We start from the raw sequence: 20,281 nt of genomic DNA, 5'->3' as shown, positions 1-20,281 counted from the left end.
ACGAGGGGCGCCAAAGGGAGTGGATTGTGCCTCTCGGTGGCGGGTCGACGCGGAACATTTCGGTGATGGGGGCGTTGTGGCCGGGCGAATACTGAGGCGGGTGCGCCTGCTGGCCCTGGCCGCGTTGTTCCTGGTGGGCTCCACAGTGGTGTCCCTGGGCCTTCAGGGTGGCAGTGGCATCCTGCTGCACGTCACGCAGAGCATCTGGCTGGCGCTGCTCGTGTATCCCGTGCTCTATCTCCTGTCGTTCCTTCTCCTCGCACTGATAGTGCCGCACATGGAGGAGTTTGAGGGCTGGTCCAAGGCCTGGGTCATCATGGCGATGATCTTGGTGCCCATCGCTGCTCTGGTCGTGACGTACCAGACCTCCTCGGGCCTGGACCAGCGGACGCTGCACGCCCGCGGCCGCGAAGAGCGGGCGACGGTGACCGACGTGTACTGGGTCGACCAGGGTGCCGATCCGCCAGCTCACGCCGCGCAGCTGGCCGATCCGTCGGGACAGCCGTTGCCAGGCACGGTGTCCGGGGACGGCCTGAAAACCGGCCAGACCGTCACCGTCACTGTAGATCCCCGGGGGGAGATCCCAGTGCTGCTGGGCACTCCTTCGACAGGTTCAGGGAATTTCCGGACCGCGGGCATCACCGCGGGCGTCGAGATCCTGTTCCTTGCGTGGGCGGCCTACCGGGGTGCCGCAGACCGGCTGGCCACGAAGACGACCCACGAGCCGAGGCCGACGCAGAGGCCCGACGACGTTCGGACATGACGTACCTGCGGCAACGGCCCCAAGGTTCCTCAGCTCCTGCCCGAACCGCTGCCGAGAGCCGCAGTCGGCGAAATACGGACCGGCGTCGGCGTCACGGCCGTACCGGGGGGTGTCGGGATTCATCCCGGTGTCGAACTGCAGGGACTGGCCGGGTGTGCCGCGGACACGCATTGGGGCGCGTCGTCACACGACCGTTTCGAGGGCACGGTGGGCCTCCCCTCTTTCGAGGCGTCGCGAGAGGGCCAACACAACGGCTTTGGTGCCCGTAACTGGAAGGGAGTGTCGGCTGTTTGTCCGGCATGGAAGACGACCTCCTCGTGCCGACTACGCCATGCCTCTGACCGAGCCGCGTCTGATGCTGTTCACGTTGTCGGAGGCGCATGAACTGCTGGATGTACTGCATCATTTCAGCGCCGCAGGTGATGACTCGGCTGCCCAAGCCGGGCGCTTCGCGGCGGAGTTGGCGGCGCGTGTTCCATCACGCGAGGCATAAGCGCACCCGTTCGAAACACCTGCGCGCCTGTCCCGCCGGAGAGACAGTTGAGTCGTCTTGGGCACGCCATATCGCCCTGTCTGCGCCTCGCGTGCGGAGGTGAAGCAGAGAATCTGGCGAAAGCTGTTGGTCTGGATATCCCAACCTCGTCCCGCAGCAGGGCAGTGGGCCGGGGTGAATCCTCGCCAACGCCATCAGTGAACGACTCGGCATGATCGGCCCTTCGCAGCTCTAGTCGCCGAATCCCGGGCAGGTCAACTCACCCAGTTCACTCTCGAGCCTGTCGAGTGTGCCTCCGAACCGCTGGTGCTCGGTGCCTGCGGCAACCAGGAACAGCATCTTGTCCACGAACCGCTCGCCGAGAAGCCGCCCCCGCTTGCCTACAGGTTGTAGGTGCTGGGAGCGCGCGTCGGCGGAGCCCTGGCCCGCCGCCTCGTCATCGCCCCCCGTTGCCTCTCCTTCCCGGTTATCGCCGCTGGCCCCGAACGACACGTGCCCAGCTCCGCTCCGCTCTCTGGCGTCCCCTTGTAAGTCGCTCGCCGTGAGGCACCCCACGGACTTTTTCAAGATTTTTCGGGTGGGCTGCCATGCGGAAATCAACCGTGGGGTGCCGGGCCGACTGCGACATATGAGCGGACGCCATCATCGCCAACAACCGTGGGAGCGAATGTGAGTTCGCCTGTTACCCCGACGCCCGAGCCGCCCTTCCTCAGCATGCACACCGCGGTCGTCCTCCTGACCGCGGCCGTCATCGGACTGATCGTCGGCGGATTGACCTTCCTCTCCAACCTCTCCGTTCCAGGGGCGGTCTTGGCGGGGCTGGGCGCCGGCAGCCTCAGCGTGCCGGTGCTGCGTTTGCTCATCCGGTGACGTCGGCGTCGCATTTACGACAGGCGGGCTGCGCGTCGCACCCCCACGAAGTCGTCCCGCCTCGCGCGCGCACGCCGGGGCGGCGGCGCAGGCCGACGCAGGAGCTCGGGGCGGGCGTCGGCAAGGTTGAGGGCGGGCTCCATCCGGTAGAGGCGGCCGCCGTGCCGGGCTGCGGCGCCGCCCGCGAGCCTCATTTCGATGTAGACGCGGACCGCGCCGAACTTATCCTTGAGGTCCTCGACCCGGTAGTCCGTGTCCCGCGCGAGGAGTTGGGTGTGCAACCGCAGCAGCAGCGGGTGCCAGCCCTGCCCGACGGCGCGCAGCCGGTCGGGCAGTTGCCGTGCGCGGCCGCGCCCCGTCTGGTGGTCTTGCATGTGATCCTGTTCTCTGCTGCCCGCCGCGGGCCGGTCCTGTGACGGTCGTCGTCAGCGCCGGCGACCGGCGCGCACCGTGAGGTAGTGGGAGTGCTGGTCTGGCGTCAAGCGCTGTCCGGACCATCCGTGGCAGAAGGAGCAGCTGGGCCCGTTCCATTCCCAGAAGCTGCTGAGTTCAAAGAGGCGGGCCAGGGTCATCCGCTCGGTGTCCGCGGTGAGGGGGCGGGCGTGCTGACAGCCCTGGCCCACGGCGTGGGAGCGGCCCTGATAGCGGCCGTTGAGGTTGCTGCCATAGACCCAGACGTCGGCCAGCGGCCCCAAGGCCGCGGGGTCTTCCCGGACGGGGTGCACATCGAAGCGGTGCCCGGGAAAGGTGAGCGCGTCGGTCCAAGTGGCGCGCAGGCCGAAGTGCACGTCCTTGATGCGGCGGCCAGTTGCCGCAGATCGGTGTCGTGGGTGGCCTGCGCGGCGACGGCCAGGGCGGTGGCGCGGTCGCTGTGGCTCCAACCGGAGAACTCGCACTCCCCCTCAAGGTCGACCAGGCTCGTGGCAGCCGCCAGCCAGTCGCGGGGCTCCGTCTGTGCCGCCGGGGCGGGCACGGTCGGCTGGCGGGTACCGGCCAGCGGGGTCGTGGCCGGCTCAGGGTGGTGGGGCCGGCCATGGAGGTGGGCCTGGTAGGCGGCGGAGAGGACCTCCAGGTCCTTGCGGCGCGCACGGTGCAGGTCGAGGGGCTCTTGCAGGCTGGTGTCGAGCAGTTGCACCCCGCCGTGGAAGGCGTGGAAGCCGATCGACTCCCACAAGGCGGCAACCTTGGCCTTGGCGGTGGTGCGGTCGGCGTCGCTCACCTCGTCCCGGTTGTCGGGCCATTCGGCCATGCCGGGCTCGGCCGCGACCGCGCAGCAGCCGTCGAACAGACGGCGTATGGCCTCGGCGGCGAACACCGGGCCCAACCCGAAGCCGCGCCAGGGCCGGGCGAGGAACACCCGGTCCAGGATGAGCAGGTCCCCCACCGGGGAGTCGATGGCCTCCTGGAAGGCGGCGGAGTACTCGCCGTCGTCGAGGACGGCGGCGGCGATGCTCTCCAGGTCCCCCAACTCGGCGTCCGCAACCATCCAGCGGTCCGCACCGGTGTAGTCGCGCAGCCGCCACAGACGCAGCCAGCCGACCTCGCTGCCGTTGTCGATGAGCTGCTGGCAGGCGTCGGTGCAGCCGCCGGCGCATTCCTCCTCCTCGTCGTGGTAGGCGCGGATGGAGACATGCCAGTTTTCGAGGGTGTCCTCGTCCTTGTAGGGCAGGGCGGGGTGGCTGTGCGCCGCAACTGGGCCGGGTCACTGGGAAGCTCGTGGGCCGGTCGGCGCGCAAGACTCATGGGGGTGGAGGCTAGACGCCGCCACTGACAATCGGTCCGCCGTGGACGGGCCCTGGCCCGGGCGTCACTTCTTCTTCGGCGCGGTCTGCCGGAGGACCGTCATCCGGGTGTGCCGTCGTCCCGCATACCGTGCCAAGGCCTGGTCGACCTGTTCCGCGCCGGCCTCGATCCGGTAATTCTCCAGGGTTAGGAGGCGCAGCCCGCCGTGGAGCTGCTGGCACAGCAGCCACGCAGGGCGGGATATGCGTGTGCCCGGGCGCGGCCACAGCAGGAGGGCGTGTTCCTTGGGATCGGTGCGGGCCACGAGCCCAATGCCGTCGACGTCTGCCCAGGGGATGCGGAGGTGGCGTCCGCCGAAGGCGCGGAGGGTCAGGCCGGACGGGCTCAGCTGGAGGCGGACGTGGTGTCTGCCAGTGAGGAAGTACGCGGCGAAACCGATGACGAACAGCGGGTCCAACAACACTCCGTTGAGAACGGGAAGCCAAGGGGGAGCCTTCGGCAGGCTCGCCAGCCATACACCGGTTATGGAGGGGGCCGCGAGTGCCAACCCCACCAGGAAGGACACACCCACGGGCTGCCGGCCTCGGAACGTCACGCCCGTCCGGGCCGGTGCCGGTGCGCCCGCCTTCGTCCGCAGCCATGCCTCACCTGGCAGGTCGATCTGTTCCTCGTCCGCGAACCGCGCCAGCGCGGCCTCGAGGGACCGTTGGCGGTAGGTCACCTCAGGGAGCACGCACAATGTCAGGGCACCCGGCGCCAGCTTCGGCAGCAGTCGGTTCGTACGGTCGATTCGCCCCTCCACGCTCCCCGCGGGCCGCACCGCCAGCAGTCCCAGGTTGCGGGCGCCGCGCGGCCAGTTCACCACAGCGATCCGCTCGATCTCCGTCCAAGCGTAGGTGATCTCCAACTCGCCCCGGGCCAGGGTCAGTCCGGCCGCACCGATCACCAGCCGCACGGGCTTGAGGCAGCGCGAGACGGCGAACCAGGCCGCGCCGAGGCACACCGCGCAGGTGGTCAGGGGCACCAGCGCCAGCAGGATCCGCGCGGGCTCGACGAGCACGCCGAACGGGAAGGCATTGAAGCCCAGGACTGTGCCGATCACCGCCACCGCCACGAGAATCCGGCGGTCGGCGGTAAAAACCTCTTCCGCCTGCGGAACCGACGCCCTCGATAGGTCGATGTCGTCACTTGGCGTCCATGCCTCTCCGGCGTACCGGGCGAGGGCGGCCTCCACGGCCTCCGGCGCCGTCGCGAGCCGTCGCAGGTCCGCGAAGCGGAGATTGCCCTCGGTGCCGTCCTGGTGGGGGCCCGGGGTCCGGCGGCTCGCGGTGTGCGGGAAGACGCCGTCCATGGGGCGGACCATCAACTCGTGGTGGGGGCGGCGCAACCGGGTTCCCGGTCGTCGCCGTAGCCAGCATCTGTTGACCCGATGCCAGGGATAGGCGAAGTGTTCGGTGCCGCTGTACTGCACCTCCACCCCATCCGGACTCAGGACCAGGGAATAGTCCTTCGGGTAGCGCTTGCCCATGAGGTGGATCACCGCCAGGGCGCCGAGGAAGGCGAGAATCGCAACCCAATGGTGAGGGTTGGCTATCTGGATGGTGTGGTTTTTGTCGCTGGGCGCGTTCATCCATGCGGTCGCCAACAGCCCTATGGCGATCGGCCCACCGATGGCCCAGCTGCGGGTCCAGTGGAAGGTACGGCTGGGGCCGAACCGGATCTCGCCGTCCACGGGTGCGTCCCGGACCGCGCCCTCCGCGGCCGGAACAACCGGGCCCGCGCCCACGGCCCGGTTCCTCACGAGCGCCAGCCGTGCATGCCCGTCTGAACCCTGCTGCCGCGGCTCCGGGTAGCCCTGCGCCTTCAGCGCCTGGGACAGGGGGCCGTAGAGGTCACTGAGCGTCAGCAGCTTCGCCTTCCCCGGCAGGCCGCCCCGCAGCAGCCGTATGAGCTCACCGCTGAAGGCGGTGTAGCGCTCGCCGACCGGGGCGTAGGAGGGAAGGTCACGGGAGGAGGAGGTGAGGATGTACGTACCCCGGATGTTCAGCGCGTCGCCCGCCTCGGCCTGCGCTCCCATCAGCGAGTCCAGCACCTGCCCGCTGTTGCAGCAGTCCAGGATCAGCACCTTGTTGGGGCAGGGAGACGCTTCGAAGATCTCCCGCACCGCCTCGAACGGTATGGACGTCCACCGCAGATCATTCTCGTCCGTGCCGGTCAGCGCGAGGTGGAGGGACAGGTCGGCGCCCAGCACCCCGTGCCCGGAGAAGTACACGAGTAACGTGTCCGTGGCCGTCATCGCGGCTTCACGGATGGTGCCGCACACCGCACGCGGATCCTCCGAGTCCTGCACCACCGTGCACCGCTGGACCGGGAACCCGCCGTAGGAGTCGGAGGTCAGCACCGCCTGCAGGACCTCCAGGTTGTTGCGTACGGCGAGAAGGTCCAACAGGGTCCCACTGTCGTAGCGGGAGGTGCCGATGAGGACCGCGCGGGAGCCCCGCGCCTCCGGCAGCCGGACGGTCACGGCTGCTGCTGGTCCCGTAGCACGCTGTTGAGCAGGGTGTGGGCGTCGTCCGCGGAGTCAGCCGTGATCTTGACGCTGCGGCCGTCAGGGAGCGTGAGTTCCACGGTCGCCGCCGCCCTGCGGGCCTTGAGCAGCGCCGGAAGCACCCGGACGAACGCAGTGACGGCGCCACCGCCTGCGAGGGAGACGGTGAGCAGCCCGATGACACCCGCGCTCATCTGCCCATGCTCCCGAGCCTGCCTCACCAGGCCCACCCGGCCGCGCAGTTCGGGCTCGCTGATCAGGCCGCGACGCAGCACGTCCAGATCCTCGGCACCCGCACCCTCGCCTATCAGACTCAGCGTCACGTCCAGCATGCCGTCCCCCGGCGGTCGCGCCCGATCACGTGGAGGCCAGTGTGCAGCACGGGGGACCGCCCGGCCCAGCCCTTTGCGAACGGGTGTCTAGTAGCGTGCGGTCTTCCGGAAGTGGGCCTGGTACACGCGACCTGCGAAGTCGACGTCGTAGGAGGTGCTGTCGGCCAGGGCGTCTCCCAGCCGGGTCAGGGTGTGCCCGCCGTAGCCCCCGGCGGCCCGAGGTCCCTGGCTGGCAAACACCCACGCGCTGCCGTGCGGCCCAGGCATCAGCTGGCCGGGGCCACGCAACCCGCCACATACGACCCACGCTCGCCTCATGCGACGAGCCTGGTGGCAAAGGCCGCTATCAGAGTGTCCGCCCTCAGCAGCATCTCAGGGTTGGAAGTTCCCGCCACGCGGACAGAAACCTCATCACCACCCACGGCCTTGGCAAGGTGCACTTCGAGGTGATGGTCCGATCCGACGAGTGGATAGCTGTACCAACGATCTCGGTGCTCATCATCGGTGGCCTCAAGACCGAGTTCGACCACCTGCCAGTCGGTACCATCGAAGTCATAGTTGACGTAACGCGCCAAGAGAGCCAAGAAGGGCTGGACGTTCTCGTTCCAGATCCAGCCCTCTACCCCGCGTTCCCGGTCGCCCTCTACCATCCGGCCAGAGTGCCACATACGGCACGTTCGCTCTCCGCCATATGTCCGTTCACGGAACTGCGGACAGAGCCGTTTCCAAGAATCCCCATCATTACGTACCCTCGCCTGGCGAAGTGGCCGCCGCGCAGACTCCGGCCGACGGCTGGACGAAGCAGCAGCTCGCGGAGCGGGGCGTCCCCTGGCCTCCACCGGCGGGTTGGCGCAAGCACCTGGAGGCGAAGTGGCGGGGCGAGGACGTGGCCCCACTCTCGCGCCATGAACCCGACCAGGAAGCCCTGTTCTAAGAGCAGACGCAGCTCCCCCGCGGCCGCGCGGACCGTGGGCGGCCGTGCGATCCGAGCACGGCAGTCTCCCGCGCAGCAAAGCGGTTCACCACGCTGAGCATCATGACGTCCTATGACAGGGGCGCGCGGCACTGTCGTGCGCCCCTAGGGCGCTGACGTGCGCGGGGGCGTACTCCGATCAGCGTGAACGGAAGACAGGCGCCCCGCAATTGTAGGTGGCGCTCAAGGGGTTCGTCACCTACTCCCAGGAGGGGTGCGTCGAGAGTGATGCATGCCACACGGTCGATATTGGATGGGTCACACAGCGATCGCGACTGCATCAGTGGACGTAGACCCCCTCCTCGCCCCCGAACCGAACACAGCGTCACCACCCGCGAAACGCCGCCCCAGCAGCGGTTGTTCGTTCAGCTGTTCGCCAGCCGCTGCGACGTCGACCGGTGTCGTACAAGAGTCAACCAACCGTCAAAGTGCGATTTACAACCGGAGTTGATACAGGGCTGGTCGCGCGCGGACCGGTCCTGTAAGACGCCATTTCAGTTGGCGTGATCTTGCGGCAGTCTGGGGTGATGGCTGCTGCGCTTGTCGAGCGGATGGTGCCGGAAGAGCTGTGGACGTTGTTCCAGCGGGTGGTGCCGCCGGCACCGGTTCGCCCGCAGGGTGGAGGTCATCGCCGACGAGGGGACCGCGAGGTGCTGGCGGCGATCATCTTCGTGGCCACTTCGGGCTGCACCTGGAACCAACTGCCGCCGGGCTTCGGACTGTCGGGGGTCACCGCCTTCCGACGGTTCACCGAGTGGACCGAGGCCAGAGTGTGGGCCAAACTGCACCGCCTGGTCCTGGACGAGCTCGGTGCCCGGGGCGGTCTGGACTGGTCGCGGTGTGCGATCGACTCCATCAGCGTCCGGGCCCTCAAAGGGGGCAGCTGACGGGACCGAATCCGACCGACCGCGGCAAGAAGGGATCGAAAATCCATCTCATCGTCGACCGCCAGGGCCTGCCCCTGTCTGTCGGCATTTCCGCCGCCAACCTCCATGACAGCCAGGCCCTCATCCCGCTGGTCCGCGGCATTCCGCCCATCCGTTCCCGCCGCGGTCCCCGACGTCAGCGGCCCGGGAGACTGCATGGTGAAAAGGGCTACGACTACCGCCACCTGCGGCGATGGCTCGCTTCCTGTGGCATCCGGCACCGCCTCGCCCGAAAGGGCATCGAGTCGTCCCGGCGCCTGGGCCGACATCGCTGGGTCGTGGAGCGGACAGTGTCCTGGCTGTCCGGGTGCCGACGCCTTCACGGCCGCTACTACGAGCGCAAGCCGGAACACTTCCTCGCCTTCACCGCCATCGCCGCGACCCTCATATGTCACCGCAGACTCGCCAAGTGAAATGACGTCTTAAGCGGTCCTTGAATGCGGTGAGGGCCTCTGGGTTCGGTGGTGTCCTCGATGGGGTCCGGCGGTGTTGGGGTGTTGGTCTGGTCGGCGGGGGTGTCACCTTTCGGGCGGGCGAAGTCGTCCGCGATGAGGACGCGGGGCCATTCGCGTCCCACGCCCCGCCGGCCGATGGCCGGGTGATCTGCGTCGAGGACTTCGGACCGCTCACCGGCCGGCACATCGATCACCGGGCCCACGCTGCCAGACGAGACCACCAGCTGCCGTGGCCGGGCTCATGGCCGGGCCGACCACGGCCTTCACCCCGGGCGCTCAGTGAGCTTTTTCAGAGTGACCACTGATCGAGTGATGGCTGGGCCGAAGCACGCTGGTTGCCCCATAGGCAGGCTTGCTGTCGATGTCGCCGAGGCTGCATGCGTGGGACCTGACCGGCTGATCACCGATGTCACCGAAGCTGGTTGAGGCGGCCGGGGGCTGTCAGTGGCTGGTGGCAGGATCACCGACATGGTTTTCGTACGTACTACTCCGGCGCGGCCTACGGCACATCCAGTACCGCAGCGAACTCATAGACGGCTGCCTCGCCGAGACCGGCCTGGCAATCAGACGCACCTGAGCAACCCGGCCACATCACGAGTTCAACCTCAGTCATGCAGGGCGGCCGCGAGTGCCTCGGCCAGGGTCACGGGCGGGCGGCCGATCAGGCGGCGCAAGTCGCCAGAGTCGGTGTACATCTCGCCGCGGTTCATACCGCGGTCAGCGTCAGCGAGGACCTCTGCCAGCTCGGCGGGTAGGCCCGCGGAGGCCAGTACCTGGGCGAAGTCGGCCACCGGGAGGTCAGCGTAGGTAACCTGCTTTCCGGCCGCAGCGGAGATCGCGGCGGCGAGCTCAGTCAGGGTGAAGGATTCGTCGCCGCCGAGCTCGTACACGGCGCCGGTGTGGCCTTCAGCGGTGAGGACGACCGCTGCGGCCTCGGCGTAGTCGGCGCGGGACGCGGCGCTGATCCGCCCCTCGCCTGCGGCGCCGACGACCGCGCCGTTCTGCAGGATCTGCCGCAGTTGGCTTGTGTAGTTCTCGAGGTACCAGCCGTTGCGCAGCAGCACGCTGGGGATTCCGCGGTCCTGCAGATACGCCTCGGTCTCGCTGTGCGTGGCACCGATGACGGTGGTGGCCGTGTCCGCGTGCGTCGTGCTCGTGTACGCCACTAGCGACACGCCTGCGGATGCCGCGGCGTCGATCACGCGGCGGTGGTTGGCAACCCGCTCGCCCACGGGGACCGAGGCCGAGATCAGCAGCAGCCTTTCCGCCCCCGCGAATGCCTCGGCCAGGCCGTCGGTGTCCGCGAAGTCGGCGCGGCGTACCGTGATGCCTCGGTCGGCCAAATCCTTGATCCCGGCGATGTCCCGGCCGGTCGCGATGATGTCCGCGGCCGGGATCCCGCGCCGCAGCAGTGCCTCGACGGTGAGCCTGCCCAGCTGGCCGGTGGCTCCGGTGACGACGATCGGCATGATGGTCATTCCTTCCTTCCGCGCGTGCTCTTGCACGCCTGCCGCGGTCCGTCCGCCGCGGGATGGAACACAGAATGACCTGGACACTCTCTGTTGGGTAGTAGCCACTTCTTGGTAGGGTACTTACCGCAGCGAAAGCATTGAGGTGAGCCATATGGCTGCTGTCGAGAATGTGACCGGGCCCATGCCGTCATTCGATCCGTACGAGCGCGGCTGCCCGTCGCGGGACCTGCTCGACCAGATCGGCAGCAAGTGGGCGGTCCTCGTGCTGGGCGAACTCGGCCGGAACGGGACCTCCCGGTTCGGTCATCTCCGGCAGGCGCTGGCGGGCGTGAGCGAGAAGATGCTGACCCAGACGCTGCGCACCCTCGAACGCGACGGGCTGGTCAGCCGGACCGTCTACCCAGAGGTGCCGCCGCACGTGGAGTATGAGCTGACCGCGCTCGGCCAGACGCTACGGGAACCGCTGAAGGCGCTCACGGAGTGGTCCGTGCTGCACATCGAAGAAGTCATCACCGCCCGCGAAGAGTACGACGACCGCACTGAGCGCACCAGGTAATCAGCGGCGGCCAGCGGTCTGGTCATAGACGGCCGCCTCGCCGAGACCGGCCCGACAATCAGACCCACCTAAGCCACCCGGCGACATCACGAGTTCAACCTCAGTAACAGAGCATCCAGTGGCTTGGCGGGGTCCCAGGAGGCGACCGGGATACGTACCGGAACCGGGGCGTCTGCGTCGCGGTTCCTGATAAGGGCGAGCATGAGATAGACGGCAAGCAGGCTCTTGCTGGCCCCAGGCACCGGTGATTACCAGACGTCGCGGCCGAAGAGACTGGTAGAAGTCCAGGGTGCCGGGAAGCGCGGCGGACGGGTCGGAAATCAGATGCCCCGCGGGGAGGGCGGAGGCGTCCCGGCTGCTCGTCGGGAGTAGCGAATAGGCAAGGTCGATAAGGGCGGGGCCGGCATCGCATTGTCGCCGAATCGTCCAGGACTCGCTCTCAGCCATCACACGGGCCAGGACGTCCGCCCACCCGCGGACGGCTTGGGTCTCGTCGTCCTCGGCCGGTCCGCGGAGTGTCAAGACGGACGCCACCAAGCCAAGAACAGCGACGGGCAGGCCCAGTAGGCCTGCCGTGTCCGCTGGTTGGAGCCCACCCCGGGCGATCTGCCACACGACATAGGCCACTGAAACCACCAAGGCGGCGATGCATGCACCGAAGAGCACTGTGCGTCGCGCCGATATCCCCCGATCCCAGCCATGGACCGATGTTCTCGTCAACAAGGCCCCGGTGAGGGCCGTTTCATTCACTTGCCAGCAAAAGCATCACCCATACGGCGCCTCCTGCTGAGCGCCTGCTGCACACAGGTCGAGCCCGACACCCCGGTCGCTCCCGGTCAACTGCGCGAAGACACCCGCCGGGCGGCCGAGCGGGCGAAGCAGACCTTTCGATGCGTACGGCCGTCGGCGAGCCGTCTGCCAGACGCGGTTGATCAGTCGCCCCCGGTCGGCGACCGGATCGGCGGTCACAGGCTGCGGTGAGGTGCGCTTGTCCGACTACGGATGGTTGCGGATCGTGGGAGTCGGTGTGTTCACGACTGCAGTGGCATATGCCTGCGATGCGCTGGAAGTCTCCCGCGAGGCGCCACAGTGATCGTGACCCCGGCTCTGCTCGTCGGCGGCATGCTCGTCGGTAGTCATCGGGCCGCCGCCGTCTGCTCGACTCGCGGTCCCGGCTTGTACCACACGACGGTGCCCGGGTTGCGTGCCTCCATCCCGATGCCCATCACCGTCCTGCGGCACTGCTCCTCCTTCATCTGCGCTCCCTCCTGCCCGTCGAACCAGGTATCCAAGGGAGTGTCATCCGCGCTGACGAGCTGCCTTAGGCCGGCATGCCGGCCCAGGCTGACGAGCACCCCCTTGAAGCCCTGATCCAGCACCGCAGGGGCGGTTCCCGCGATGCGGCTCAGCACGGTGTCGGCGGCCTGCACGCCAAGCGGTATCGCGGCCTGGCAGCTCATCCGCAGCGGCCGGCCCGACGGTGAACCGGCGTCACCCGCCGCCACAATACGGTCGTCATCGACGCTGGTGAGCGTTTCGTCGGTGAGCAGCCGACCCAGCTCGTCCACGCGCAACCCACTGGCCGCCGCCAGACCCGGCACGCCGAAACCGGCCGTCCAGATGGTGAGCGCGCTCTGCCGTACCGCTGAATCGGTGAGGACGACCGCGTTCGGACAAACCTCAGCCACCCCGGTCCCCTCCAGCACAGTGACACCGTTCTCCGACAGCCACATCGCGACGGACCGGCAGGCAGGAGCGCCGAGCGTGGGTGCCAGGGTCCTCCCGGCGACCAGAGTGACCTTGCGCCCTTGTTCGGCGAGCTCCGCAGCGGTCTCGATGCCGGTCAACCCGCCACCGACCACGGTGACCACGGCATCGGCCGGCAGCTCCGCCAAACCGGCGCGCAGCCGCTGGGCGGATTCGAGCTCGGCGACGCAGTAGGCGAAATCGGCCGCGCCCGGCACACAGGAGGGGACCGCGCCGGTGCTGCCGACCGCGTAGATGACGTAGTCGTAATCAAGCGCGTGGCCCGAGGCCAGCTCCACCTTGCGCAAGGCGGTGTCGATGCGGGTGGCGTGGTCGACAACCAACTCGATGCCGTCACCGAGGATCGTGCCGTAGTCGACCGAGGGGTCATAGTTGCCGGCCACGAACTGATGCAGCCGGATCCGTTCCACGAACCTCGAGCGGGAATTGACCAGAGTGATGTCGACGTCGTCGCGCAGCCTGAGATGGTTGGCCGCGACCGTTCCCGCGTACCCGCCGCCGATGACCACGATCTTGTGTGAGGTGCTGTGTTCAGTCATGCCCCCAAGACACCGAGGACCGCAGCGACGTGACAGGACACGAAAGTGACGCCCGCCACCCCACTGAGGAGCAGGCCGGCCTTCACAGCGCCGTGATCATCACCGGAGTTCAAGGCCAGCCGCCGGCGCCCGCACACCCACGCGCAACGCCACCGCGTCCGCGAACGCGGGGTGGGGGGGCCGACGACGTGCTCTTGGCTTCCCCATCGGAACTCCTGGGCGATGACGGGCACTTGACCGCCGCGGGCTGTCTGGGAGTACCCGGAACGCCTTGTGGCTGCCCAGAAGGCGGCGCACCGCGATCGGGCCGCTTCTCATTCGACCCGTTATTGCACAGTTGTGACGGTGAGAGCACAGCTCCGTCATGCGCCGTGGGAAAACTCCTTCTGATCGCGAAGAGCAGCAGGCCGAGCGGACCAGTTCGGGTCCCGGGGACGGCGGGTGGCTCCCGCGAGAGTCTCGTCGCAGCGTCATTCACATCCCTGGGGGAACCTCGATGTCCATTCGTAACCGTCGGAGCACCGCAGCCGTCCTCACAGCAGGTGTCGCCGCGCTGCTCGCCCTGAGTGGCGCGGCCGCCACCGCGATGGCCGTACCGTCCCCCGGCCGCGACGCCAGGAGCAGCGCCGCGATGGTCGCCGCGTCCGCGTCCGCCCACACGCTCAGCGTGCCCAGGGGTCTGACCATCAGCGACGGCACCCGCCATGTCTGGGTCAACGGCAAGTCGGTCGACTTCGGCACCGTCGTCCGTGACCTGGCCTGGAATCCTCGCGGCACCAAGGCCGCCTTCATCGACGGGCACGGCAACCTGGAGGTCTCCGACCCCGACGGCAGCCACCGCAGGACCGTCGCCGCCAACCCGGGCGGGCAGACTTGGTCCCACCCCACGTGGCAGGTCACCGCGGCCGACCGGGCGAACGGCATCCCCGCGAAGAACAACCTCATCTTCTCGGCCAAGGTCCACGGCAGCACCGTCCTGGAGCGCGTCAAGGCCACCGCCGACCACGGCACGCCTGCCAGGATCAGCCTGAACAGCGACGCGGACGGCGGCGGCCTCCCGAAGACCGACAACACCTGGCCCAACGTCGGCGGGACCTACGGCACTTCCGTCTACGAGAACACCCGCACCGGCGAGGTCTACATCCGTGACGACTACCTGCGTCAGCAGGGCGGTGCGCTGACCAGGGGTTCCGAGCCCGCGCTCGCACCCGACGCGGAGGAGGTCGTCTTCGTGCGCTCCATCGGCGGGCACGACCACCTCTTCGTCGACGACCTGAGCACTGGCAGCAATGCCGTCAAGGACATCACACCGCACGCCACCACCGACTACACCGAGCCCACCTGGTCACCCGACGGCAAGACCATCGCCTTCCGCGCCCCCACCGGCACGTACACCGTGACCAGGACCGCCCACGGCTTCGGCAAGCCCGTGAAGGTCACCCGGCACACCGGCCTGCCGGCCTACCGCGGCTGACCGCCGGCGGGCCGGCCGCCGGAGCGGGCGAGTTCGGCCCGCAGCTCTTCCAGATGCTGGTCGGCCGTGTCATGCGGCAGGTACTCGACCACATCGAGAAAGCGGAACAGGACCTGGGCCGAGGTGACGGCGAACTCGTAGTCGCCGAAGCCGACCACGGCGCCCAGCTCACCACGAACGGCACCCCGGACGACATGCGCGGTCATGTCGTCCGGGTTTTCCGCTGTCAGCCCCCGCCGCGCGTTGGGGCGCGCCAGATACGGGCAGACCATCGAGGCGTAGAGCATGCAGGCGCGGTGCCCCGGAGCTTCCAGCGTCGCCGCCATGTTGCGGTACGGCCGCCCGGCAGCGAGCGCCTCGCGGATCGCCGAGCTCTCCGCGGCGCCGACCACCCGCCACACCGGCCCCTTGGGCATCAGGGTGTTGCACACGGAACACAGCCGCCGTCGCGCGCACTCGGCGCTGCGCCCGTAGTCGGTAAGCGCGAACTGGGGTTCGTCGCCCTCCCACGGGGTGATGGCGGGTACCGGATAGCCACGGCTGTCCCGAGGCCGGGCCTCGACGCTCGCCGGCATGGGAACGGAATCGAATCGCACACCTCATGTTCAACCACATGACCCTCGCACCGCGACGGGCAATCAGGCATGCCCACACCTGGGAAGTCCCGGGACGGCGTTGCCCAGGCGGGCTTCCGGGCGTTGCTGGGGTGGAGTCCATGCGGGCTCCAGGTGGAGAACGGCAGGTCGTGCTCGGTCGGCTTCGACTTCGCGATCTTCTTGATCTCGCGCCGCTCGGGCAGCGTGAAGGTCTTCGGCCTGCCGCCCTTGTACTTCGGGTACAGCGAGTCGAAGCCGTCCGTGTTGAAGTTGTGGATCACATCCCTCACCCGGTCCGCGCTCGTGAACGACACGTCGGCGATCTTCGCCACCGGCATGCCCTGCGCGGACAGTAGGACCATCTGGGCCCGCCGCCATGTCACCACTGACCCGGTGCCTCTGAGGATGATCCGCAGCAGGCGCTGTTCCTCGTCATCGTCGATGTGTCGAACCTGAACTGTGTCGGCCACGCCGATCAGTTTCAGTGAACGCGCCGAATCGGGATCCGGTTCCCGATCGGCGCGTCGCGGACTGCATGCGGCGGTATCAGCCGAGGTGCCGGGCGAAGAACCTCAGCGTGCTCTCCAGCTCGAATGCCGGGAGTTCCCCGTGCTTGCCGGGGTTGGCGTGCAACGTTTTCTCGGCCGAGGCCAAGGCGTCGAACAGCGCCAAGCTCTGAACCCGCGGCACCCGCTCATCGTCCCACTGCACCAAGAACTCCACTGGGATGGTGATCCGCGCGGCGGCCTCGGCCGACGCCAGCACTCCGCCCAAGCCCAGTACCGCCGCGCGGACTCGCGGTTCGGCAGCGACGAACGGAACACCGAGTCCGCATCCCAGCGAAACCCCCCAGTAACCCACCGGGCCAGCGCCTATGTGCTCGAGTTGCTGAACCGCGTCCAGGACCGCTCGCCATTCCGGCACAGTCTGGCGGGCCACGAGCGCCTGGAAGCCGGCGATCAGCGGGGCCAACTCTTCACCGGCTTCCACGCGAGCCTGGTTCTCAGTCGCGATCCGGTCGTACTCCTCAACCTTCGGCCGGTCGCCATGGGCGGGAACGTCGACCGCCACAACCGCGAAACCGCATTCGGTCACGAAGCTGCGTGCACGAGCCAGGACGTCAGGGGCCTTCTTGTGCTGACCGCCACCGTGTCCCATCAAGACGACCGGACGAGTGGCGGCGGCACCTTCAGGCGTCCACAACACGCCAGGAATGTCGCCGAGGGTGAAGAGCTGTTCGCGGACGCCGTCGGACGACGTCTCAGATATGAAGCGCATAGCGGTTCATGCCTTTCGGGATGCCTCTGCGGGGGCTCCCTAGGCCATGCGAGGGAGGGAGGCCCGACCTGTCACAGCGTTGATCGGTCTCACCTCCTCAGTTCGCAGAAATGCACGGCGGCAGGAACGTATCACGCAGCACTCCACCCTGGCCCGGGCAGGGATGCCGACAGGGCAAACGCTGTCTGATGCGGCACTAGCCGCCTTCATCTCCCTGCCTCCAGCCACCACGAACTGCAGGAGCACCGGAGAGCGGGGACGGCGCGCGTGGCTCGGGGGCGGGGATGCACGTCCTGGCCAAGGCGCACGAGATACGGCTGGAACGGCGGTGGGGGGGAGGAGAGGTGGCCCGGGCTCACGAGTGGGGGCGGCAGGACGAGCGCATCGCCCAGGCCGTGGACAGCGCCGGACGCTACGGCATAGCCGAGTTCGCGCAAGAGCGGGGGCTGAGTCATGCGGCGTCGACGTGCAGCCGTCGCCGGCGGTCCGTGCCCGGCCCCCATCCACGCTGGTTGCCGTCGCACCCGTACCGCATCTGCACCGCAGGCACCGGGACTTCGGCATCCCTCAGGACGCCTCCACCGCCGCTTTGATGCGCCGCGCGAACGCGGGCGCGTCCTTGCGCGCGGCGCCCAGTGCGAAGCCCACCAGTAGCTTTCCGATGCCGTGGCCTTCGAGGACGTTGAAGATCCTCACCCTGGTGGTGCCCGGACCGGTGGACTCCAGGTCGTAGCCGCCTTCGTCGGCCGTCACGATGTTTTTCGAGGTTTCTGCCCAGCGGATTCGGTGAGGGGCCTCGAATTCGGTGATCCGGAACTTTCGGCCCGTCTTCATGCCGGCGTCTTTGACCGTGCTCGTAAAGACCGTGCCGACTGCTGTCGGTCCCTCCGGAGTCTTCGTGATCGCCTGGACCCTCGGGCTGAACTTGGGGTCGTTCGTGCCGTCGGAAAGGAAGGCGAAGACTTCCTCGATGGGACGGTTGATCTCGGCTGTCGCCTCAAACTGACCGGCCACGATTCCTCCTGTGCTGCGGTCGCTGGAGTTGCGGCTATGCGCACGCTGGTTTGCCGAGCACCCTCAGCGTATCGCCGCGGCTCCGCCCACCGCTCGTTATGGGCGCCAGGACGCCGACACGGAGATCGGGGACCTGTGCCGAGGCACTGACGAGGGGGGAACTGTTCAAGTTGCTGTGGGCCAGAGAATGAAGTCGGCGAACGCGCGTCGAGCGGGTTCAGGCCCGACTTCGTCCAGGGCGGCGCGCACGGCGTGCAGGTGGGCCGGGGCCATCTCCAGCGGGGGTTCGTCCGGCTGGTACGTGGTGCGGATCGGGTAGTCGACGCCGGGCTCGCGGGTCATCTCGATGTGGCAGCCCAGTACGTGGGTGACGGCACGGCGGTCGGCGAATGCGATCAGCCGGTCGATGGTCCGTGAGAAGGCTGGCCAGTCCTCGATGTACAGCCGTCCGCGGTAGACGGTGTCTCCGGTCAGCAGGAATCCGGTCCACGGGTCGTAGAAGGTGATGGCTGCGGCGTCATGGCCTGGGGTCGCGAGAGCTTCCAGCACCCGCCCGCCGAGGTCGAGGGGCCGTACCGCCTCCGGGTCGTCGGCGAACCCGAAGTACGTCCAGGACGCATCCCGATCGGCACCGACCACGATCGTGTCCGGTCGGTCGAAAAACTGGCTGTCTCCCGCGACGTGATCGCCGTGCGAGTGCGTGTGGAGTACGAGAAGGCCATAGGAGTCGCGGGGGTTGTGCGCCAGCCACGTCTCGACAAGGTCATCGACAGTCCGGCGCACCGGAAAGAATTCGGGTGACGCCGTGGCACCCGTGTCGATCAGGACCGCCTGGCGATTGCCGAACAATAGGTACAGGAACGGGGCCTCGTAGTTGATGGCCTTGTTCTGTCTGAGCAACACCGTGTGCTCGTCGTACCAGTGCACTTGAAGATCGGGGTCGGTGTTGTGCTTGGCCGACGGTGACCCGTGAATCCAGTCGACGCCCAGGGGCTTTGCGCTGAACTTCCGGACATCTGGTTCGCCCGTACCGGACACGATGCCTCCCGCAGTGCGTCGTCTTGGCGGGCCGGTACGTCGCACAGCTCGTCCGGGAAGGCACGCGGCTTGCGGCTCCAGCAGGGACGCTATCACCGGACATTGTGTACGAGGTGTGCGAGCGAGCAGCTGCCCGGTGGCGGATCAGGGCGCGGTGAACAGCGTCGGGAAGCGGGGCGCGAGCCAGGGTTTGCGTCCCCAGGCAACGACCTGCCCCCGCCCGATGGCCCGCCACGGGTTGCGGCGGCCCAGCGCGATAAGGAGGAAGGTCACGGGTTCGATCAGGATGGTGCAGTCGGGACGTCTTGGGGGCGCCGGGGTCACGTGCACGGCGCCGTCGTCCAGGCTGACGCCGAATGCCGGGCCGCCCCGGAGGCGGATGGCGTAGCGGACGCTCAGGCCGGCGATGGCGGCCGTGTCGGCCACGCGTGGCATGACTGAGAGCATGAACGGCATGCACAGCCCGACACGGTCGTGGTCGATCATGTGCGGGCGGTTCAGGGCGCGAGCGAGGTCGTAGCCGTGGCCCAGCATGTGTGTGAGCAGGTAGGACGCGAGGACGTGCCGGTCCATGGGACCCAGCGGCGTCACGAGTGCGGGGGCGCTCTCGTCGCTCGCGGCTCGATCCGCGGCGTCGAGGAACGCGGCGGCCTGCTCGACGATCATCGACGCCAGCGGTTGTGCCCGGCGCTCTGCGAACACAGTGAGGGACTGTGCGTTGGCGGCGGCCAGACTCTGCGGCGTACCGTCGCCGTAGGGGCGTGCCTGTCCGGATGCGAGGTGGGCCATCAGCTCGTTGGCCAGTGCCAGATGGGCGGCGGCCTCACCGACCGTCCACTGCGAATCCGGTACGGGAACGGTCGTGTCGGAGGCGTCTTTCAACAGCTTGGCGATGTCAGCGGCGGTCTGCCGTATCGCTCCTGCGAGCCCTCGGGGCAGTGGCCCCTGGATGTCCTGCTGCGCCGTAGGCTGCACGCTGCCCGTTCCCTCCCGCCGACCGCGCCCCTCGCGTATCCGGCGCGCCGTACCCAATCAGACCGGGGGACGCACGACAAGCCGTCGTACCTGATCGGGAGTGCCGGAGCCCTGACAGCCGCTCCCCGGCGTCTGGCCCTCCTCGCCCGGCGTATGGGCGGTGGCCCGCGGCTACACGGCTACGTAGCGTGCGGATGAGGCGACCGCTACGCCGGAGGACGTCCAGTGGAGACACGGGTCGATGAGATCACCGACGGCATCCGGAATTGTGGGCAGAGCCGTTCTCAAGGAGCCCGATGAGCGTCCTGGCCAGCCTGATCTGCCCGGAATCCAGCCCCGCCGAGGAGCACGTCGAGGCGGAGGGGAAGGAGGCCACGCGCGACTACGCGGGCGCAGTGCCGGACGCAGCGGTCCGACCGGTCGTTGCCCCGTTCCTATCAGGGCTGAGTCGGTCCGCATGCTAGATCGA

At 68.3% G+C, this 20,281-nt stretch carries 21 protein-coding genes and 2 pseudogenes; 8 read left to right on the top strand and 15 right to left on the bottom strand.

Going from position 1 to position 20,281, the window contains the following annotated elements:
• Positions 1-100: 100 nt before the first annotated feature.
• Positions 101-763 carry a hypothetical protein gene (locus ABT254_RS20565; RefSeq protein WP_351471808.1) on the top strand — a complete coding sequence of 221 codons (663 nt, stop codon included), beginning with the start codon at positions 101-103 and terminating at the stop codon, positions 761-763.
• 331 nt (positions 764-1,094) lie between these two features.
• Complete coding sequence (locus ABT254_RS20560; RefSeq protein WP_351471805.1) at positions 1,095-1,256, top strand: DUF6417 family protein; 162 nt, start codon at positions 1,095-1,097, stop codon at positions 1,254-1,256.
• Between the two features lie 231 nt (positions 1,257-1,487).
• On the opposite strand, the gene ABT254_RS20555 is transcribed toward ABT254_RS20560, so the two are convergent.
• Positions 1,488-1,748, bottom strand: a complete 261-nt coding sequence (locus ABT254_RS20555) for a hypothetical protein (RefSeq protein WP_351471802.1) — start codon at positions 1,746-1,748, stop codon at positions 1,488-1,490.
• 177 nt (positions 1,749-1,925) lie between these two features.
• Here ABT254_RS20555 and ABT254_RS20550 point away from each other — a divergent pair, with 177 nt between their 5' ends.
• Positions 1,926-2,126, top strand: a complete 201-nt coding sequence (locus ABT254_RS20550) for a hypothetical protein (protein ID WP_351471799.1) — start codon at positions 1,926-1,928, stop codon at positions 2,124-2,126.
• Between the two features lie 14 nt (positions 2,127-2,140).
• Here the strand turns inward: ABT254_RS20550 and ABT254_RS20545 are convergent, their stop codons facing one another.
• The 6 genes from ABT254_RS20545 to ABT254_RS20520 all read right to left on the bottom strand — a co-directional run bounded on the left by ABT254_RS20545 (position 2,141) and on the right by ABT254_RS20520 (position 7,399).
• On the bottom strand, positions 2,141-2,500 hold the full coding sequence (locus ABT254_RS20545) for a hypothetical protein (protein ID WP_351471796.1): 360 nt from the start codon (positions 2,498-2,500) through the stop codon (positions 2,141-2,143).
• Between the two features lie 194 nt (positions 2,501-2,694).
• Positions 2,695-3,612, bottom strand: coding sequence for a hypothetical protein (locus tag ABT254_RS20540; RefSeq protein WP_351471793.1), 918 nt, complete (start codon positions 3,610-3,612; stop codon positions 2,695-2,697).
• 321 nt (positions 3,613-3,933) lie between these two features.
• Positions 3,934-6,393, bottom strand: coding sequence for a caspase, EACC1-associated type (locus tag ABT254_RS20535; protein WP_351471790.1), 2,460 nt, complete (start codon positions 6,391-6,393; stop codon positions 3,934-3,936).
• Entirely contained in the window at positions 6,390-6,749 is a 360-nt protein-coding gene (locus ABT254_RS20530; RefSeq protein WP_351471787.1) for an effector-associated constant component EACC1, read from the bottom strand. Before ABT254_RS20530 ends, ABT254_RS20535 begins: the two co-directional genes overlap by 4 nt.
• 87 nt (positions 6,750-6,836) lie before the next feature.
• Positions 6,837-6,989, bottom strand: coding sequence for a hypothetical protein (locus ABT254_RS20525; RefSeq protein WP_351471784.1), 153 nt, complete (start codon positions 6,987-6,989; stop codon positions 6,837-6,839).
• A gap of 74 nt (positions 6,990-7,063) precedes the next feature.
• Positions 7,064-7,399: a hypothetical protein gene (locus tag ABT254_RS20520; protein ID WP_351471781.1), complete on the bottom strand. Its 336-nt coding sequence runs from the start codon at positions 7,397-7,399 to the stop codon at positions 7,064-7,066.
• Between the two features lie 113 nt (positions 7,400-7,512).
• Between ABT254_RS20520 and ABT254_RS20515 the strand changes: the two genes are divergently transcribed.
• The 3 genes and pseudogenes from ABT254_RS20515 to ABT254_RS20505 all read left to right on the top strand — a co-directional run.
• On the top strand, positions 7,513-7,683 hold the full coding sequence (locus tag ABT254_RS20515) for a hypothetical protein (RefSeq protein ID WP_351471778.1): 171 nt from the start codon (positions 7,513-7,515) through the stop codon (positions 7,681-7,683).
• Positions 7,684-8,249: 566 nt separating this feature from the next.
• A protein-coding gene (locus tag ABT254_RS20510; RefSeq protein WP_351471775.1) for an IS5 family transposase occupies positions 8,250-9,061 on the top strand; the annotation gives its coding sequence in 2 pieces (ribosomal slippage) (positions 8,250-8,597 and positions 8,600-9,061; 810 coding nt in all).
• 529 nt (positions 9,062-9,590) lie between these two features.
• Positions 9,591-9,680: pseudogene (locus ABT254_RS20505) on the top strand (transposase); the annotation flags it as partial.
• A gap of 28 nt (positions 9,681-9,708) precedes the next feature.
• Here ABT254_RS20505 and ABT254_RS20500 read toward each other — a convergent pair.
• A complete protein-coding gene (locus ABT254_RS20500; protein WP_351471772.1) occupies positions 9,709-10,581 on the bottom strand; it encodes an SDR family oxidoreductase in 873 nt (290 codons plus the stop codon).
• 145 nt (positions 10,582-10,726) lie between these two features.
• Between ABT254_RS20500 and ABT254_RS20495 the strand changes: the two genes are divergently transcribed.
• Positions 10,727-11,131 carry a winged helix-turn-helix transcriptional regulator gene (locus ABT254_RS20495; RefSeq protein ID WP_067253666.1) on the top strand — a complete coding sequence of 135 codons (405 nt, stop codon included), beginning with the start codon at positions 10,727-10,729 and terminating at the stop codon, positions 11,129-11,131.
• 1,136 nt (positions 11,132-12,267) lie between these two features.
• Here the strand turns inward: ABT254_RS20495 and ABT254_RS20490 are convergent.
• Entirely contained in the window at positions 12,268-13,437 is a 1,170-nt protein-coding gene (locus ABT254_RS20490) for an NAD(P)/FAD-dependent oxidoreductase (protein ID WP_351471768.1), read from the bottom strand.
• 496 nt (positions 13,438-13,933) lie between these two features.
• On the opposite strand from ABT254_RS20490, the gene ABT254_RS20485 reads away from it, so the two are divergent.
• Positions 13,934-14,911, top strand: coding sequence for a TolB family protein (locus ABT254_RS20485; protein ID WP_351471766.1), 978 nt, complete (start codon positions 13,934-13,936; stop codon positions 14,909-14,911).
• On the opposite strand, the gene ABT254_RS20480 is transcribed toward ABT254_RS20485, so the two are convergent.
• The 6 genes and pseudogenes from ABT254_RS20480 to ABT254_RS20455 form a co-directional block, all read right to left on the bottom strand.
• On the bottom strand, positions 14,899-15,342 hold the full coding sequence (locus ABT254_RS20480) for a hypothetical protein (protein WP_351471763.1): 444 nt from the start codon (positions 15,340-15,342) through the stop codon (positions 14,899-14,901). The two genes, ABT254_RS20485 and ABT254_RS20480, sit on opposite strands and share 13 nt — an antisense overlap.
• Before the next feature lie 290 nt (positions 15,343-15,632).
• Positions 15,633-15,977 (bottom strand): annotated as a pseudogene (locus tag ABT254_RS20475) (helix-turn-helix domain-containing protein); the annotation flags it as partial.
• Positions 15,978-16,053: 76 nt separating this feature from the next.
• Positions 16,054-16,785 carry a dienelactone hydrolase family protein gene (locus tag ABT254_RS20470; RefSeq protein WP_351471760.1) on the bottom strand — a complete coding sequence of 244 codons (732 nt, stop codon included), beginning with the start codon at positions 16,783-16,785 and terminating at the stop codon, positions 16,054-16,056.
• A gap of 567 nt (positions 16,786-17,352) precedes the next feature.
• Positions 17,353-17,799, bottom strand: a complete 447-nt coding sequence (locus ABT254_RS20465; protein WP_351471758.1) for an SRPBCC family protein — start codon at positions 17,797-17,799, stop codon at positions 17,353-17,355.
• A gap of 165 nt (positions 17,800-17,964) precedes the next feature.
• Positions 17,965-18,837, bottom strand: a complete 873-nt coding sequence (locus ABT254_RS20460) for an MBL fold metallo-hydrolase (RefSeq protein ID WP_351471755.1) — start codon at positions 18,835-18,837, stop codon at positions 17,965-17,967.
• Positions 18,838-18,981: 144 nt separating this feature from the next.
• Positions 18,982-19,812, bottom strand: coding sequence for a maleylpyruvate isomerase family mycothiol-dependent enzyme (locus ABT254_RS20455; RefSeq protein ID WP_351471752.1), 831 nt, complete (start codon positions 19,810-19,812; stop codon positions 18,982-18,984).
• Positions 19,813-20,281: the final 469 nt, after the last annotated feature.

It is taken from the genome of Streptomyces sp. NPDC001137, assembly GCF_040298885.1.
In the GTDB taxonomy this organism is placed as follows: domain Bacteria; phylum Actinomycetota; class Actinomycetes; order Streptomycetales; family Streptomycetaceae; genus Streptomyces.
Note: the sequence above shows the minus strand (reverse complement) of the source record. Positions and strands in the feature narration are given on the sequence as shown.